The sequence below is a fragment of the Flammeovirga sp. OC4 genome (assembly GCF_000812565.1).
Taxonomy (GTDB): Bacteria; Bacteroidota; Bacteroidia; order Cytophagales; family Flammeovirgaceae; genus Flammeovirga.
In genome coordinates this window covers 56,340-73,899 of sequence record NZ_JTAM01000023.1, presented here as the reverse complement: position 1 = coordinate 73,899, position 17,560 = coordinate 56,340, and the positions used below count along the sequence as shown (strand labels likewise).

Genomic DNA, 17,560 nt, shown 5'->3' with positions numbered 1-17,560 from the left:
GTGTACGTTTATGGACATTTTTTAATGTTGCTTTAGGCTTTTAAATTAAGACTACTTATTTTCATGGAATAAATTTTACTAACCGTACCACAATGAGTAAACCACTAGGGAAAATCCTTGTAATAGACGATAACGAAGACATTTTGCTAGCTGCAAAAATGTTATTAAAGAAACAGGCAGATTTAGTTCAAGTAGAGAGTAATCCAGGCAAGATACCATTCTTATTAAAGAATGACTCTTATGATGTGATTCTTTTAGATATGAACTTTACAAAGGATACTACAAGTGGAAAAGAAGGATTTCATTGGTTGGAACAAATTTTAGAAATTGACCCCAATGCTGTAGTAGTGATGATTACAGCGTATGGAGATGTAGAAACAGCCGTAAATGCAGTTAAACAGGGTGCAACGGATTTTGTATTAAAGCCTTGGAATAATGAAAAACTGATTGCGACTTTAACCTCTGCTGCTCGCTTAAGAAAATCCTATGATCAGGTGAAAGTTTTGAAAGAAGAAAAAACGCAGCTTTCATCAGCATTAAGTAAGACGGGAAGTGGAGAGGGAATCGTTATCGGTGATAGCCCTGCAATGAAAAAAGTTTTTGCCCTGATCAGTAAAGTAGCAAAAACAGATGCCAATATTTTGATTTTAGGTGAAAACGGTACCGGTAAAGAGGTGATTGCAAGAGCAGTTCATGAGCAATCACTTAGAAATGAGAAAGTATTTATCGGTGTGGATATGGGATCAATCTCAGAGACACTATTCCAATCCGAATTATTTGGTCATAAAAAAGGAGCATTTACCGATGCCCGTGAAGATAGAGCAGGTCGCTTTGAAATTGCCAATAAAGGAACATTGTTCTTAGATGAAATTGGTAACCTCCCAATGACTTTGCAATCCAAACTTCTAACGGTACTTCAAAAAAGAGAAGTAACAAGAGTGGGAGATAACCGACCAATTAGCATTGATATTCGATTGGTGTGTGCGACTAACATGCCGGTTTATGAAATGGTAGAAAATAAAGAATTCCGTCAGGATTTGTTATACCGTATCAATACTGTAGAGATTCATTTACCACCACTAAGAGATAGAATTGAGGATATTCCTTTATTAGTGGCTCACTTCTTAGAAATTTATGCTAAGAAGTATAGAAGAGGTCCATTGAAAGTAGCTTCTGCTACCATGAAGAAACTTCAAAAATATTATTGGCCAGGCAATGTAAGAGAATTACAACATGCCTTGGAAAGAGCCGTGATTATGGCTGACAGTGACACTTTACAACCAATGGACTTTACTTTCCTAGTCGAAAAAAATAAAGATGAGGAAGAATTCGATTTATCTGAGTTCGATTTAGATACTGTAGAGAAAATGATGATTCAGAAAGCAGTAAGTAAATACTCTGGAAATATTTCTAAAGCCGCTAAATCACTTGGTTTAACAAGAGCCTCACTGTACAGAAGACTCGAAAAACATGGTTTATAAACAATTCAAACTTCAAGTATCACTTAGAGTTTTTCTTCTCGTTTTAACAGCAATTGCCTTGAGTTTTTTCTTGTTGAAAGAATACTTGGCGACCACCATATTTATTTTTGGATTACTTTCTTATCAAGTATATCTTTTGATTCAAAAATTAAGTGGTATTGCATTTGAAATGAAGAAGTTTCTAGACGCTATTAACTACGACGATTTTACACAGACTTTTTCAGTAAATGCCTCAGGTGATATTCAAAATGAACTCAATAAGTCATTGACTTCTGCATTGGACCGTTTTAAGGAATTAAGGTCCAACCGAGAGTCTGATTTAATGTTTTATAAAAGTATTGCCCAGCATGTGGATTCGGGGTTAATTGCCTTTGATCCTTCCGGAAAAGTGGTTTTTTCTAATTTGACGACAAAACGACTTTTTTCAGGTATCAAAACGGCCAATATTTTAGATTTTAAAGAGGCGTTCCCTGCACTTTACACCATCTTTACGAATGATGATGACATGGAAAGTTATCAATGTGAATTGAAAGGGAAATATAACGTAGACAAAGTTTTAATTCAGAAAATGACAGTCTATGTAAAGGGTGAAGTCATCAATGTATTCAATATCACAAGAGTAGCAGAAGAGTTAGAGAAAGTAGAAATCAAAGCATGGGAATCATTGATCACAGTTTTAACACATGAGATCATGAATGCAATGGCACCAATTTCATCATTGAGTGATACCGTAAGTGCCGAGTTAGAATATATAAAAGAAGGAATTTTAGAGCGATCTGAAATTCCAACCGCTGAAGATTTTGAAGATTTAAATCTTGCATTAAATACCATCCAGCAAAGAAGCCATCAGATGTCGAAATTGGCAGAAGACTTTAGGGTAATGGCACATTTAAGAGAAAGTGAACCACAACATATTAATCTTGGAGAACTCTGTAAGGAGACATTGATTCAATATGAATCGATTAGTATTGAAAAAGATGTTGAGATTGAATTGGATATTCAAGTGGAAGGCTTGATGGTTACTTCTGACCCTCAGCAATTGAGTGAGGTGATTCAAAACTTAATTAAAAATGCCATTGAGGAACTAGAAGGAAAGGAAAATGGAAAGGTCACTATTATCTGTAAACAAGACGATCATACCAACCGCCCTGTATTACAAGTGATTGATAATGGCTCTGGAATTGAGTCAGATGCATTGTCTCGAATTTTTGTTCCATTCTTTACCACCAAAAAAGGACATACTGGTATTGGTTTAAGCTTATCACGACAAATTATGAGAAATAATAAAGGTCGATTGACAGTTATTTCTTCAATTGATGAAGGAGCTGAGTTTACGGTTTGGTTCTAATATCATTATAAATTTATACAATGACCCGCTTGGATAGTAGAGTACAAAATCCAAGCGGGCCATTTTTTTATTATCAAAAACACCAATACAATTTAAAGGTATTTTTGCAATTCAGCCTTCTCTTTTTCAGCATCATATTTAGGATTAGATTGAGTCGGAATTTTACCATCCCTTTCAGTTAACCACTCTTGTAAATAGTTGTACATTTTGTTAGCACGTTTAGCATACTTATCAGCTAAATTATTACGTTCAGAAGGATCATCTATTAAATTATAAAGCTCCATTTTCTTATCTTCATAATAATAGTGCAATTTCCAATCGCCTTGTATCACCACTGACCCCGGACGAGTTCTGAACAATGCATCTCTTGCATCATCACCTCCTTTTTCATACGCTTGTAAATAAATAGGGAAATGATAAACTAAAGTTCTTTTTTTATCAAACTTACCTTTGCCAGTTAATAATGGGGCAATTGAATTACCATCTAAAGCATAACCATCAGGAATTGTACTATTTGTGATTTCTGCTAAAGTAGGCAAGAAATCAAGTTGAGTGACTTTCGTATTTTCTTTTTTGCCGGCTTCCCAGTGTCCTTTCCACTTAAAAAGCATTGGGACTTTAAGGCCACCTTCATAATAAGAACCTTTACCTGCTCTTATACCAAACTGGTGAGAAATTGAGTAGATACCGCCGTTATCAGAAGTGAAAATGATAATTGTATCATCTGTTAATTTCAGTTCATCCAATAAGTCAAGTAATCGTCCAATATTCCAATCCGTATTTTCAATAAGTGCGGCATACTGAGGATTGAGGCGTGCTCCGTCTTTTTGCTTTTTGCCTTTATATTTTTCATCCATACCTGGCTTGCACATTAAAGGTGTATGTACAGCATAATAAGGCAAATAGACAAAGAATGGTTGATCACTTTTCCTTTCATTTTTTAAATAATGAATCACCTCATCCGTTATTCGATCCGTTAGATATTCTCCTTGTTCACCATCTTTTAAATTGGTTAGTTTAAATGGGCTAATATAAGAAGGAGGATGTCCTTGATGACTTGTTCCTCTTGCATAATCAAAACCATAATCTTCTGCTTTTCTACTGACGTGCCATTTACCAAAGGCTGCCGTCTGATAGCCATTTTGCTTGAAAATATTTCCAATTGTCAAAGCCTTTTTTTGTAAATGTGGGTGGTTTTCTATGGGTACTATTTTACGTGTGTAATCTTCTCCTCTAGTAGACGGACCAACAGTATAAATACCATGACGTGTAGTCGTCTGACCAGTAAGTAAACAAGCTCTAGAAGGGGCACAATTGGCAGCACCAGCATACCCGTTCATAAAAATTATACTTTCTTTTGATAATTGATCGATATTTGGAGTATGGTAGACATCATTTCCCATATACCCAACATCAGTCCAACCCATATCGTCTACATTGATGATTAAAATATTAGGTTTCTTGTCTTCTTGTGCATTCGAAAAAATAGGTGTAATTATGAGCAAACTGATAATTACTCTAAAAAATCTCTTATTCATACTTTTAAAAAATAAAATTGTAGTCAGTGTCTTTAGATGAATATCTAATGTAAATATATCCATTTTAAAGGTTTTTAGTTGATGTCAATCTTTCAAAAACTTATGAATCGAATTTTATGCTATATTTGAGCGTTTTGATTAAATGATAATCCAAGGTCATCTTAATCATTAAAATAAAAAGATAATTAATGACCAACATAACAGCTAAAATGAGAATAGAAGTAACCTCAGAACCAAGTAAAGAAGATTTAAAAACCATCAGCAAAGGCATAGAAAGCTATAATCAAAACTATATTCTAGATGAAGTTGTCTTTGAAAAAGATACCAAGTTTGCTGTTTTTGTAAAGGATGATAATGGTAAAGTGTTAGGTGGAATAAGAGCATGTGCATTCTGGAATTATTGTATCATTGAATTACTTTGGCTTTCTGAAGAAGCTCGTGGTAAAGGAGTGGGGAGTAAGCTGATGTCTGCTGCAGAGCAATTTGCTATGGATAAAGGCTTTGAATATATGCGTACTGAAACATTAAGTTTTCAAGCAAAGCCATTTTATGAGAAACAAGGGTATGAGGTATATGGAGAATTGAAAGATTACCCCAAAGGGCATACTACTTACTGTTTGGTCAAGAAACTCTAAATCTTAAGGATGGTAAAAACTTCTAGGTTAAAAAGTTTTTAAATTTATCATATTAAAACCCTAACCCCCACAAACCTAAAACACTTGTGGGAGGTTTTAATCCCCCTCATCCAAACCAAAAAATCACTATATTTATCCCAAAAGCGAACAACAATTTATATATACTCAACATTTTATCGATCCATTAACTAATTTCGGATTTAAGAAAAAATTTGGAGAAGAAACCAATAAAGATATTCTCATTGATTTTTTGAACTCGATATTACCAGACGAAGATAAGATCTAGATACTGAAGAGAAAAACCGATTCGGAAACCAAAACCTCAACGCCGACTATTTGATGCGATCATGACCATCAAAGTTTCCAATCACGATCTACTCAGCGACAATAAATTTGAAGTTCTGCATATTCTATACTTAGAGTATATACTGAATAATACACATAATTATAAGATGTTTACTTCAATAATCTGCTTATGCGAATTATAAAATATATGAAAATCAAAGAAAAGTTGTGACTTATTTAGTTTAGTTGGAGTATTTTTTTCAGAACTTTGTAGGACAAATAAACTGATGCTTCAATCTATAAACTAAAATGCAAAATGGTGTTACTTGACTTAATTCAAACAGACTCTTTATCACTTGTTTTAGACCTACTGCAAGAACAAAAGGAAATCAATAAGAAATTGGTTGAAATTATTGGACAGAAAAAACCGGTATTTTCTACGTCAGACATTATTGCTATAGTCTCTTTATTCGTTAATTCTATCTTAGCTTATTTTATATACAACTTAGGAGTGAGAAATATTGAGAAAAAAGAACATAATGAAGAGGCAAAGAAAAAGTTAAAAGCACAAAAGGAAAAGCATATAGAATTAAAGAAGAATCAAGTTTTAATCGATAGATACCTCACGGATTTATCAAAAATGGCTCAAAGAATTAATCATGAAAAATATCACCTTTCAGATATAATTTACGCAAAAGATACAAAATTTAATAAATATGATAACTACAAATCCAAAGAACAACGTCATATAGCACAAGAATATAAAAATGTATTTGATGATAGTATTAAACTTCAAAAAATCTTTAATGAGAAGTTTATATACTTTGAAGATTTTGACTCCTTTGAAAACCTTAATAAAAAGATTGATAATTTCAATAGAACAGTAAAACAAGGTTATTATTATGATAATAATAATAGCTCGAGCTCGGAATATCTTCAATCTTTAATTGATAGCATTAATAAATTTAGAGCAGAATATAATAAATCAGTTGAAAATAAATAGATATTTATACAACCTATGTATTTAACAAAATAACACATAAAATGAAAAAGATTTACTGGTTTACTCATCTCAATTTAGCATCAACAGAAAGATTGAACCTTACTTTTGATTTAACAAAATATCTGAAAATTTTTATTGAAAATGAAATATGGAATAAAGCACCATATAGAATAGAATATACTGAAAGTTTTAAAAGGGAAGACATAGAAAAAATTAATTCAATAAAGATACATATTCATACAGAACATGCTCCCTACTCAAACTTTCATAACTATGAAGAAGTTCTCAATAAATATATTGACTTGCATAAAATTGAATCCTCAAAAATTTTATTATCAGGTATCTCAGAAGCTAATAAATTAGCAGTTGTAGATGTTGATTTTGAGTCGTCAAATAAAGTTAAGGACACACTTTCATATGAGGACGAAAAAGACATTGATAAAGTATTTGAGAGAATGGGTGATGATGATATGGATTTCCATATCGAACTATTAAAAATAAAATCTGTAATATCAGAGTTTATACAATTCTTTATGTTCAATTTACATCTCAATTTTTTAACTCATGATTACCAATTTAGTTTTGCTGATAAGCCAGAGCTTATTGGTTTTACAGTTGTATCAGAAAATAATAAACAACTGTACAAAAGTGACAAAATTGATTTGTTATCTCATTACATTTTATATGAAGGGAATAATGATAATTTATTAAAATTAATGGACACAACTTCTTTATTTTGGCACAAAAATATACCCTCAATACACTTCTTTTTGGATGCATTAAAAGGTAATAATGTAACTTCAACGAATTTCATTAAAATGGTATTTACACTCGAAAGTTTTTTTGGAAAGAATGTATCGAATGATTTTGTGACCCTTACGATACCAATGATTTTAAGTAAAAATATAAGAACAAGTAAAAGCATTCGGGAAAAAATAAAAAAATGTTTTGATAGGAGAAACGAAATTGTTCACGGTAACAACCATTATAACCTAAATAGTTATTCTGATAAAAAAGGAAGAGAGGTGGCGTCATTATTTTTTGAACTAAAAAATATTATCACTTACATATTTTATTTCTATATACAAAACAACTTTTATCATAGTAAGCAAAATGAAAAAATTAACCATGAGATGATTTTCAATCTATTACCAAATGGAATAGGTGAATAAGATATAATTTATCATATAACATGCTATATGTTAAACTGAGAAATGTGGAATAGCTACATTTACCCGGAGAGTAAGTTAAGCCTCTGACGAGATGTACTATAGAGGACGAAGTGATGCAAATTTAACCTATAAACTCATAGGTGAGATCGCATCTTCAAGAATTGCTTACTTGATCACCAAAGCAACACGATACTTGAACAATGGGTTAAGGTTTAAAATTAAAGTAGTTCTTTTTGTATAAAACCTGAATTTTTAAAAATATGTATAAACAAAAAACATTAGCAGAAGTTAAGTCCATTGCGAATAATATGGAAAAAACGCCTGAAGCTGCTTTAGAGAGATTAAGAGGTATTGGTCTTTTTGCATCAAAAGATGGAAAATCAAATTACCCTACGTTGGAGAAATGGATAGTAGAAAATGCATCAGAAAAAGCAAAAAAGTCTATCAGAATAATGAGAAATTTGAATGGAATTAAATAATAAGTAACGATAGACTATAACCTTGTAATATGTTTTCATGGTTACTCATAACAAACATAGATAATTTAAAACAAGAGGAAATAGACTTCTTAGTTGACACACACGAATTGAAGACAAGGATTAATTTTTTTTGTACTAATATATAAGTTTTGCAAAATCGCAAAACTTATATAACTTGAAGGCATGGAAAATAAACTCCCTATCACCTCCAAGCAGATGAAAGCTCTAAATTTTGAAGTGAGATCTGCCACGGTAAAATCGAAACCCAATAACAAAGGACTTTTCTTGACGCTGACAGGAAAAGGGCAACGTGTGGTTATGCAATTGGAAGAGAAAAGCCTTGAGGAATTTGAAGCCTCGGACTTGGGAAAACTGATCAACTCAATGTATCAGGATAGGGGAGATTATGACAAAAAATACCTGCTTGCTGATTTCTAGGAATTACGATATAAAGTCAATTCTAAAAGAGCCAGAACTCTATATTCAATTGCTTTCAATGATTTGCAAACCATGTCGCAACGACAAGCTCACACCAGAGCAGCGCATTTTTGCGAGAAGTATTTTGAAAAATACAGCAAGGAACTAGAAGGATGGGATGATTTTTGGAAATTTTATTTAGAAAGCAACTATAAACCCCACCAAGAACGTCTGATTGGAATCAAGTTCGCACAGACTTTTTCTGATTTTCCAAAAGATAGTTTCATCTACAAAATGATCCTGGTTGCTCGATGGGATCAATACTATAAAAATTCAATCAAATATACAGGTATTACTCCCGAAATGAGAGCAAAATTGGAAAAGGAAAACCGAATAAAAGAAGAGGAGAAACTAGAAAATCAGAAGAACAAACGCTTGAAAAAAGTGGTCAAAAAAGTATTGAGGATTGAAAGTTAAAAGTATTACGAATTTGCAAAACTTATAAATTGATCCCAAATTTCATAACATAAATGCTACCTACTAATGAACAATGAAAATAACTTCAAAAAGAACACTAGAAAGAAAAAATATACTGACGAACAGATCCTTGAGGAAGCAAGGAAATATGAATACCTGAATGATTTTAGAAAGGCCAATTCAAACATGGTGAATTTGGCTTATTTCAGAAAAATAGACCTTTCATTTCTTAAAAAGGCAGAAAAGAATCATAACTCTTATAAGAGTATAACGGCAAAAATTATACAGGACAAACACACTAAATTTGTAAAAATCGCCGAAAGAAAGGGGATTACAGCTACTGATTTGTTTAGAATGCTAATTGATGATTGTATTGAAAACAGTAAAACTCTTCTTTGATGAGAAAATACTTATCACAAACTTCATGTAAAAAAGTTAGAAGAAATTGGAGATACCTTACCTTAAAGTTGATCTAACCTTTTAAGTGCTTCACCAGCATGCTCATTGCCATTTTTATAAGCTTTTTTATATAATCTAATGGCTTCATTGTAATTTTTAGGAACACCTTGTCCATATTCATACATAAAACCAAGACCATATTGTCCATAAGTATTTCCTTGTTCAGCGGATAATCGATACCACTTAATAGCTTCATTATAATCTTTGGGAACACCATATCCATTATGATACATAAAACCAAGACTATATTGTCCATAAGCATTTCCTTGTTCAGCAGATAGCTTAAACAACTTAACAGCTTCATAATAATCTTTTGAAATACCTATCCCTTGTTGATACATATTGCCTAAGTCATATTGAGCCCTATGATATCCTTGCTCAGCAGATAACCGGTACCACTTTAGAGCCTCTTTATAATCTTGAGTTACTCCTTGCCCTTGATGATACATATTGCCTAAGTCATATTGAGCCATACGATATCCTTGTTCTGCAGATAATCGATACCACTTAACAGCTTCATTGTAATCTTTAAGTACACCATATCCATGTTTATACATAAAACCTATCATATATTGAGAATTGTCTACCCCTTGATTAGCAGATAATCGATACCACTTTACTGCCTCCTTATAATCTTGACTTACTCCTTGCCCAAATTGATACATAGAGCCTAAATTAGTTTGAGCAGTAGAAAAACCTTGTTCAGCAGATAATCGACACCACTTTACTGCCTCCTTATAATCTTGACTTACTCCTTGCCCTTTTTGATACATATAACTTAAGTTCCATTGAGCTATAGGATATCCCTGTTCAGCAGATAATCGATACCACTTTAATGCCTCTTTATAATCTTGAGTCACTTCTTTACCTTTTGAATAAATATTCCCTAGGCGATATTGTGCTTTTTGGTCTCCTAAAATCGCTTGTTTTTTTAGTTGCTCAAACTCACTTAGAGTCTCTTCTAGGCTGGTGTATTTTTTATTGACACCACCGATAAAAAATACACTACCAGGATCATCTAACCCAAAATGGCCATAAATAGGCTCATTTCTAGTTTTACCCATAATATGATTACACACCTGAGATAAGGTCAAGGGAGTGGTGTTTCCTAGTATATTTTGCTCTAAAATTTCTAAAAACAAATAACAAAACGGAGAATAATGACCCGCTTTCCCATCTGAAACAACTTCTTTTGCTCCTGATGTCAAATAAACTCTAGATCTTTTATTCGATTGCTTTTGTATATACCTCTCTACATTTTGTTCTACTTCTGATAAATGATTTCCTCTAGTTGGAGTAGAAATTAAATCCTCATTGAAAGTTCCACCAAAGCAAATATCCAATATCAATCCTATATCCTTTGCAGGGAGTGCATCTAAAGACCCTTTGAAACTTTTATACCCCAAATATGAGTTACGGGGAATATCATTTTCTTTAGAATCCTTAAAAACGATAAAGCCATCTTTTTTGTATTTCCCATCAAAATCGCCATGTCCTGCAATATAAACGAGCAGTTGATCTTCTGGTTTTAGAAGGTCATGATAAGCATATAACTTACTTTCAAATTCACTTTTAGTAGGAGATAATAATAATGTACATTCCATATTATAATCATCCGATAATATCTTCGAGACTGCTTTTGCATCGTTTTCTGCATTTTTCAGAGTAGGCCAATGGGGAGAATCATAGTTATTTCCTCCCATAATCAGTGCATATTGTTTGCCGCTATCTAAGGTGCCTTTAGTTGAATAATTTTTTAGATTTAAACCTCTGTTTTCTTGTGCTAGAAGTGGGAATGTGAGGGTAATAAAAAAATAAAGAAAAAATTTAATTGGTTTCATTTTATATAAAAAAATATGAAACACAAATATAATCATAAGATTAAATATCAGGAATTTTTCATAGAGCATATTAACTAGGATACACGCATAATTGAAATAGTAAGTAAGGGTGATTTTTTATAACCTATTAATTTAAGATTAGTTATTAAGAGTTAACTCCTTATTAATAAGGTTCATTTTTAAATCAAATGATAGATGCTGCCTCTTAACGCTACACTATCTGATATTTTAAGAGATTTCAAAAAACACACCTCAAAAACAATTATAAAAAATATAGAAGAAAATAAAGGTGATAGTCGCAAATAGTGGATGTTATGGATGTTCAAAAGGACAGGTCAAAAAAATCAGAACAATAAGAAATATCAGTTTTGCCAACAGTATAATCAACCTATCCTTTTAGATACTCCTACAAAACTTTCACAAAGGTTGGGTTATATTATTTTTTCTACTTTTTTTGAAAATATTTTTCTGTTTTTTATTTCTGTAATTCAGAGTGTTACATGTATGGTGTTTTTTGTATTTACTTTCGTTAACTAATCTATGTGGTGGCATTTTATAAAAAAGGAATCTAATAGGTGTTTAGAATTATAAACGCTCATTGGTTATGCCTAATGGGTAGAAGAGTCTTATTAAATTCTATCAGTTAGAAATTAATAAGATTGTATTTTTAGATTTAGTATGTTACAAAGTATCTCAAGATGTATTAATTTTTTTGATTTGTGATTACATAATATCTGGTAAATATTCTAATGTTAATTTGTAATTCATATTACAAATTTCAGTTAGCTTCTGGTTAATTCTATTTTTTTACATTGAGTGTAATTGCACTAAATATTTTCAATCTATTTAAACAATTTAATTAACATGAAAACTTTATTAATTTCAACATTACTAACGGCTTTAAGTATTACTTCTGTATTCGCGTGTCATGGTCATTATTATAAATGTCATGGAACTGAAGAAGCATTTTATAATGATGTAGATCGTAACTGCGGTGGCGGTGGATCATGGGAAGTAACTTGGTTAGATTGTTAATTAATCAATAGTGTAAAAAACTAACAGGTGTATAGCAAACTTAAACAGGTAAACATTTTAACTAGGGGTGACTTTTGGCTAACCAATATGGAATTTATGAGTGTAATTAATTTTTATGATAAGTTCTAAAGAGAAGTAGTTCAATAAAAAAATGCCTAATTTTAATGGTGTAACTGATAATAAATAAGTTTGCTATACTTATATAATTATCAAATCCGTGATTAACTCCTAATGAAAAACACATTATATATTTTATTAAGCTTTCTTCTGGCTTGTAATTCTTCTTCTGATAAAGACTCTAAAAATCACTTTACACCTTCTTCTAACATGCAAAGTGACGCATCATACTATTCAAATATTCAATCCATAAAGGGAGGTGATTTTTTGATTTTTGATGCAATGGGTGGACATACATATCAAATAATTGGAGAACATAAAAAAGACTTAGGTACCTTAATTGATGATAAAAGAGATTTATATCTTAACCTACTGACAAGTGTAATTAATGATTCAATTGTTTTTAGACTAAATCATAACTTTGTTGGACTTTTCAATATCAATACTGAAGAGTATATAGAAACATATAACATTGATGAGTTTTATAAAAAAACATCCTTAGATGTAAATAACTATTCGGTACAACACTTTGGTGCAATGTTCAATTATGGAGGAATATCTTCGAAAGGAGTATTTGATTATCATAATGATAGAGCAATCTTTCCAATCAGACCTAAAACGGGTACTGAAACATTAAGAGGTATTCCTTATAAAGGAAATTTTTTAGCTTATTATGATGTAGATAAGAAAGAGGGGGCAATTCTAGATTTTAAGTATCCTTACAACTATGAAGGTTTTTGGGATGATTGGTCTGCCGTTTCTAATCCTTATTTAACTACAGCTGGACAAAATGTTATCATCAGTTTTCCATTTACTAATGACTGCTTTGTTTATTCAATGGAAAATAATAGTTATAAGAACCTACAGAAAGAATCATCATTTGTTTCTCGAAATAAAATAGAAGAAGACCCGAGGGATAGAGATCATAAATGGATGAGAAATGAGTACTATTTACCAATCTATTTTAATGAGAAAAATAATAAATATTATAGAGTACATTTATTAGAAACAGAGGACGATGAAGACATTTATAATAGAAGGTCTGAATTGTTAGTGTACGATAAGTCTTTTAATTTATTAGAAACTGTTGATATACCTGAATATGTTAAACCAACTTTCCTTTTCCCTTGTGAAGATAGAGTTGATTTTTTAAGTAACAATGAAGAATATGGTGAATTTGTTTCATTTCATTTCTAATAAAAAACATTTTCTGTTTGTCGCATTTTTATTTCTTTTTTCATGTAAAGAAGAACAAAAAGTGAAGGTTAAAACTGGAAGTATTTCTGATTTTAAAAGAGTCAGAAATACTTCCAGTTATGTCATTGTAAACACTAAGAGTTTATATAGAAAATGTACATCAATAGGGAAAATAAAGCCTCTAAATGAATTTTTTCTGCCTTTTCAAGACTTTGGAATTATCAAATCTATTCATGTTACAAATTCATCATTTGTAAAGAAAGGTACTTTATTAGCATCTCTGGATGATATTGATAATACGTTAGATGTAGAAGAAAAAAAGGCTTTTTTAGAATCAAAGTTAGACTTACTTAATACAGAAGTAATAAAGTATGGTTTATATGAACAACCCTCTTTTGATTCTACAATTTATGAAAAACTAAAAGTAAGAACTGGTGTTAATCTAGCTGAACTGAATTTGAAGATGTCATTATCCAGACTGCAGAAAAAGAAAATTATAGCACCTTGTGATGGTTATATTTCAGACATCACAACTCATGAGGGAGAGTTTACAACAATGAATAATAAATTTTGTACCGTTAGTGACCTCTCAAAACTGTATGTGGATACAAAGCTTCCTGCATATGAATATAAAAATGTTCAAGAGGGGCAAAAAGCTGAAGTTAGGGTCTTAAGTGATGATGAGATTTATAATGCAAAAGTTATTCAAGTTGATAAAAGAGTCGATGAACAAGGTTTAATTGATGTCAGACTAATTATTACAGATAGTAATACATCTTTGTTATCTAATATTGATGTGAAAATCAACATTTTTATTCAATTAACAGAAGCGATTGTTGTACCTGCAGAGGCATTATCTAAAAGAAATAATAGAGATGTAATTTTTACTTATGTGAATGGGAAAGCAAAATGGACGGATGTAGTAAAAGGTCCTACAAATGGAGAAGAGGTTGCTATTAATACTGGGTTGAATGAAGGTGATACTGTCTTAATCTCTAATGTAAATAGTTTGTTTGAAGGGGAAAATGTTATTATCGAATGATCAAAACTATTCTTGAAAGACCAATAGCAATGCTGATGATAATAATATTATTTCTTTCTATTGGTTATGTATCGTGTATTAGCCTTTCTATCTCATTATTACCTGATATAGATATTCCTAAGTTGACTGTCAAAATCAAATATGATTATGCTTCTCCTATCACAATTGAAAACCAAGTGTTAAGAAAATTAAGAGAGAATCTTAAACATATAGATAATGTAACGAAGGTTGAATCTGAGGCTTATTTTGAAAGTGGACAACTTGAATTGTATTTTAATCATGGTACTGATATGGTTTACTCTTTTATTGAGGTAAATGAAAGAATAGACCAATTAAGAAATTTACTGCCAGAAGATGTGGAGAGGCCTGTTGTAATACAAAGTAGTACATCAGATTTACCTATTATGACTTTACAGGTTATACCAAATACAGCTATAAATTATAATCATTTTAGTCAACTAGCTAAAGTTATCTTGAAAAAAAGAATTGAGACGGTAAAAGGTGTTTCAATGGTTGACTTTAATGGGATAGATGAAAAACAAATTACAGTAAATATTGATAGAGATCTACTTGATGTTCATGGCATTGATATTAATATAGTATTGCAAAAAATAAAAAATGTAAACCTTGAATTAGGGTACTTTTTTGTCAAAGAAAATAATTTACTTTTTAAAGCACATGTAGATCAACTCGATTTATATGACATAGAGGGTTTGAGACAGATTATAATTAGTAATAATGGCTTTAATATTATTAGATTGAAAGACATTGCTACGATAGAGGAAACTTCACAAAAAAAGGAGGGACTGCATTTATTTAATCTTGAAAGGTCGATAGTATTTAATATACATAAACAAAATAATGCCCGTTTTAATATAGTCCATGATGAAATATTAGCATTAATCAATCAATTTAGAAATGACTACCCAGATTTATCTTTTCAAATCTCAAAAAATCAATACCCATTAATTAGAAGTAGTATTGATAATTTAGTGATGTCAATACTCTTAGGTGGAATCATTTCTGTTACAATTTTACTGCTATTTAATAACAACTTATTTATACCTCTAATTATGGGATTTTGTGTTCCGATTTCCATAATTACATCATTTACGATTTTCAATATCTTTCATTTATCTATTAATATTATTTCTCTTGGTGGTTTAGCACTCGGTGTTGGTATGATCATCGATAATGCTATTATCTTGATAGATAACATTACATTGAAATATAATCAATTTAAGAGCTCTTCGATAAATGATTTAAAGGAATCTTGTATAAAAGGAACTAAAGAAGTAATACCTGCACTTATTAGTTCTACGCTGACTACTATGTGTATTTACTTGCCAATTATTATGATAAATGGTATTGTCAGCGAATTATTTTTAGAGCATTGTATAGCTGTTGGTGCTACCTTATTTTGCTCTCTTATAACTTCTATCATTATAGTACCATTACTTTATTTTACTCTTTGGAAGTATAATAAACCTTCTTACAAAGCTATTGAGAGCACTGTTTTTAATAAGATAGCTTCAAGGTATAAGGTAGGGCATCATCTTGTCACTTCATACCCCAAAAATTTAATAGCTTTAACTGTTTTAATAACAGTGTTAGGTGTTTCTTCAGTTTATTTTCTTGATAAAAAAATATTGCCTGATCTTTCAAAAAAAGACATAAACTTAATTATTAAATGGAATGATAAAATTGATTTACCTGATTCGAAAATTAGATATGAAAAACTAATCGACAGTATTAAAAAAGAAGGGATTGTTTTTTATTCGTCTACTGATATTGGTGTTAGTCAATACAAACTTGATCATGGGGTGAAAGACCTACAAACTGTAAACTCTTATCTTAATTTTAATACATTTGATGGGAAGGGAAAGTTTATTCAACTATTTGACGCCATTTTTAAAGAACGATTTCCAAATGCTTCCTATAAGTTTACAGAATCAGACGATCCTTTAAATCAATTGATATCAATTATAAAAGAGGATTATTATAAGCTATTATTCAGGAATACTAACAGTCAGATTCCGTTAAAGATGGAGAAATTAAATACTTTGAAAAATAAACTTCTGCAATTAAACCCTTTCTTTATCGCAGGAAATGGATCAATTGCTGAAACGAAAATTAAATTAAAGATCAATGAAAGCAAACTGAATTATTATCATCTAAACTTATCTGATATTAAACAGCAATTAGAGGTTATTTTAAACGGAATAAAAACAACTAAAATTAATAATTATACAGAGATTATTGATGTAGTAGTAAAGGAAAAAAGTAGCACTCGATTGACAAATATCTTATATAACAATTATATCGCAATAGATGGAAAACAACATAGAATACCACTTTCTGAAGTAGTGGAAGTAGAGAAATATGAAAGCTATAAAAATATAAAAGCAGATGAGTTGGGTATTTATCATGATTTTATTCTAACAGAAGATCATTTTCATAATGATATTGATGTTGAAGCACTTAATACTACTATGAATGTAACGAAAGAAGGAAAGTTTTTTCAAATAAATGAACAGCTTAATAATGTCCTTTTTATTGCAATTCTATCTATTCTGGTTTTATATATGATATTATCTGCTCATTTTGAATCAATCACTCAACCTCTAATAATCGTAGTGACACTTCCAATAGGTATTTCAGGTAGTTTAATACTTTTATTGCTATTCCAACAATCACTAAATATTATCTCAATGATTGGAATTGTAGTGATGTTGGGAATTATGGTAAATGATGCAATTCTGAAGATGGATACAGTCAACAGACTCAAAAAGGAAAATTCAACTTTACCGTTAGAGCAAATAGTATATCAAGCTAGTATGGTCAGATTAAAGCCTATTCTGATGACATCACTCACAACAATGTTAGCGGTTATACCTATTTTATTTAGTGATAGTATTGGGTCTGATCTACAAAAGCCTATGGCAATATCAATTATTGGCGGGGTTGGTTTTGGTACACTAACAGCCTTATTTTTTGTACCCTTGATAATATTGTTTATCAATAAAAAGTAAGG

At 30.9% G+C, this 17,560-nt stretch carries 16 protein-coding genes; 14 read left to right on the top strand and 2 right to left on the bottom strand.

Annotation, left to right across the window (positions count from 1 at the left end):
* The first annotated feature begins 92 nt into the window (after positions 1 to 92).
* Both PL77_RS14950 and PL77_RS14945 read left to right on the top strand, forming a co-directional pair.
* Entirely contained in the window at positions 93 to 1,481 is a 1,389-nt protein-coding gene (locus PL77_RS14950) for a sigma-54 dependent transcriptional regulator (protein WP_044206854.1), read from the top strand.
* Positions 1,471 to 2,829, top strand: coding sequence for a PAS domain-containing sensor histidine kinase (locus PL77_RS14945; protein WP_044206852.1), 1,359 nt, complete (start codon positions 1,471 to 1,473; stop codon positions 2,827 to 2,829). The genes PL77_RS14950 and PL77_RS14945 overlap by 11 nt, the downstream gene beginning before the upstream one ends.
* A gap of 92 nt (positions 2,830 to 2,921) precedes the next feature.
* Here PL77_RS14945 and PL77_RS14940 read toward each other — a convergent pair whose 3' ends face one another.
* Positions 2,922 to 4,367, bottom strand: coding sequence for a sulfatase (locus PL77_RS14940; RefSeq protein WP_044206924.1), 1,446 nt, complete (start codon positions 4,365 to 4,367; stop codon positions 2,922 to 2,924).
* Positions 4,368 to 4,555: 188 nt separating this feature from the next.
* On the opposite strand from PL77_RS14940, the gene PL77_RS14935 reads away from it, so the two are divergent.
* From PL77_RS14935 to PL77_RS14905, 8 genes are all read left to right on the top strand, one after another.
* Positions 4,556 to 5,002 (top strand): N-acetyltransferase, encoded by a 447-nt coding sequence (locus PL77_RS14935; protein ID WP_216595906.1) that lies wholly within the window; start codon positions 4,556 to 4,558, stop codon positions 5,000 to 5,002.
* A 130-nt stretch (positions 5,003 to 5,132) separates the two neighbouring features.
* Complete coding sequence (locus tag PL77_RS31520) at positions 5,133 to 5,288, top strand: PD-(D/E)XK nuclease family transposase (RefSeq protein WP_371199225.1); 156 nt, start codon at positions 5,133 to 5,135, stop codon at positions 5,286 to 5,288.
* 315 nt (positions 5,289 to 5,603) lie between these two features.
* Positions 5,604 to 6,290 (top strand): hypothetical protein, encoded by a 687-nt coding sequence (locus PL77_RS14930; protein WP_044206850.1) that lies wholly within the window; start codon positions 5,604 to 5,606, stop codon positions 6,288 to 6,290.
* A 41-nt stretch (positions 6,291 to 6,331) separates the two neighbouring features.
* Complete coding sequence (locus PL77_RS14925; RefSeq protein ID WP_044206847.1) at positions 6,332 to 7,462, top strand: HEPN domain-containing protein; 1,131 nt, start codon at positions 6,332 to 6,334, stop codon at positions 7,460 to 7,462.
* A 260-nt stretch (positions 7,463 to 7,722) separates the two neighbouring features.
* Positions 7,723 to 7,941 carry a hypothetical protein gene (locus PL77_RS14920; protein ID WP_044206844.1) on the top strand — a complete coding sequence of 73 codons (219 nt, stop codon included), beginning with the start codon at positions 7,723 to 7,725 and terminating at the stop codon, positions 7,939 to 7,941.
* A 183-nt stretch (positions 7,942 to 8,124) separates the two neighbouring features.
* Entirely contained in the window at positions 8,125 to 8,379 is a 255-nt protein-coding gene (locus PL77_RS14915; protein ID WP_044206841.1) for a hypothetical protein, read from the top strand.
* 72 nt (positions 8,380 to 8,451) lie between these two features.
* Complete coding sequence (locus tag PL77_RS14910) at positions 8,452 to 8,835, top strand: hypothetical protein (RefSeq protein ID WP_044206839.1); 384 nt, start codon at positions 8,452 to 8,454, stop codon at positions 8,833 to 8,835.
* 66 nt (positions 8,836 to 8,901) lie between these two features.
* The gene (locus PL77_RS14905) at positions 8,902 to 9,234 is read left to right on the top strand and encodes a hypothetical protein (protein WP_044206836.1); all 333 of its coding nucleotides are present in this window, start codon (positions 8,902 to 8,904) and stop codon (positions 9,232 to 9,234) included.
* Positions 9,235 to 9,296: 62 nt separating this feature from the next.
* Here the strand turns inward: PL77_RS14905 and PL77_RS30650 are convergent, their stop codons facing one another.
* Complete coding sequence (locus tag PL77_RS30650) at positions 9,297 to 11,135, bottom strand: caspase family protein (protein ID WP_052444445.1); 1,839 nt, start codon at positions 11,133 to 11,135, stop codon at positions 9,297 to 9,299.
* An 864-nt stretch (positions 11,136 to 11,999) separates the two neighbouring features.
* Between PL77_RS30650 and PL77_RS31780 the strand changes: the two genes are divergently transcribed.
* The 4 genes from PL77_RS31780 (at position 12,000) to PL77_RS14885 (ending at position 17,558) form a co-directional block, all read left to right on the top strand.
* Positions 12,000 to 12,170, top strand: a complete 171-nt coding sequence (locus PL77_RS31780) for a hypothetical protein (protein ID WP_156152376.1) — start codon at positions 12,000 to 12,002, stop codon at positions 12,168 to 12,170.
* A 231-nt stretch (positions 12,171 to 12,401) separates the two neighbouring features.
* On the top strand, positions 12,402 to 13,484 hold the full coding sequence (locus tag PL77_RS14895) for a DUF4221 family protein (protein ID WP_044206835.1): 1,083 nt from the start codon (positions 12,402 to 12,404) through the stop codon (positions 13,482 to 13,484).
* On the top strand, positions 13,456 to 14,526 hold the full coding sequence (locus PL77_RS14890) for an efflux RND transporter periplasmic adaptor subunit (RefSeq protein WP_172665868.1): 1,071 nt from the start codon (positions 13,456 to 13,458) through the stop codon (positions 14,524 to 14,526). Before PL77_RS14895 ends, PL77_RS14890 begins: the two co-directional genes overlap by 29 nt.
* Entirely contained in the window at positions 14,523 to 17,558 is a 3,036-nt protein-coding gene (locus tag PL77_RS14885) for an efflux RND transporter permease subunit (RefSeq protein ID WP_044206831.1), read from the top strand. Before PL77_RS14890 ends, PL77_RS14885 begins: the two co-directional genes overlap by 4 nt.
* Positions 17,559 to 17,560 lie beyond the last annotated feature (2 nt).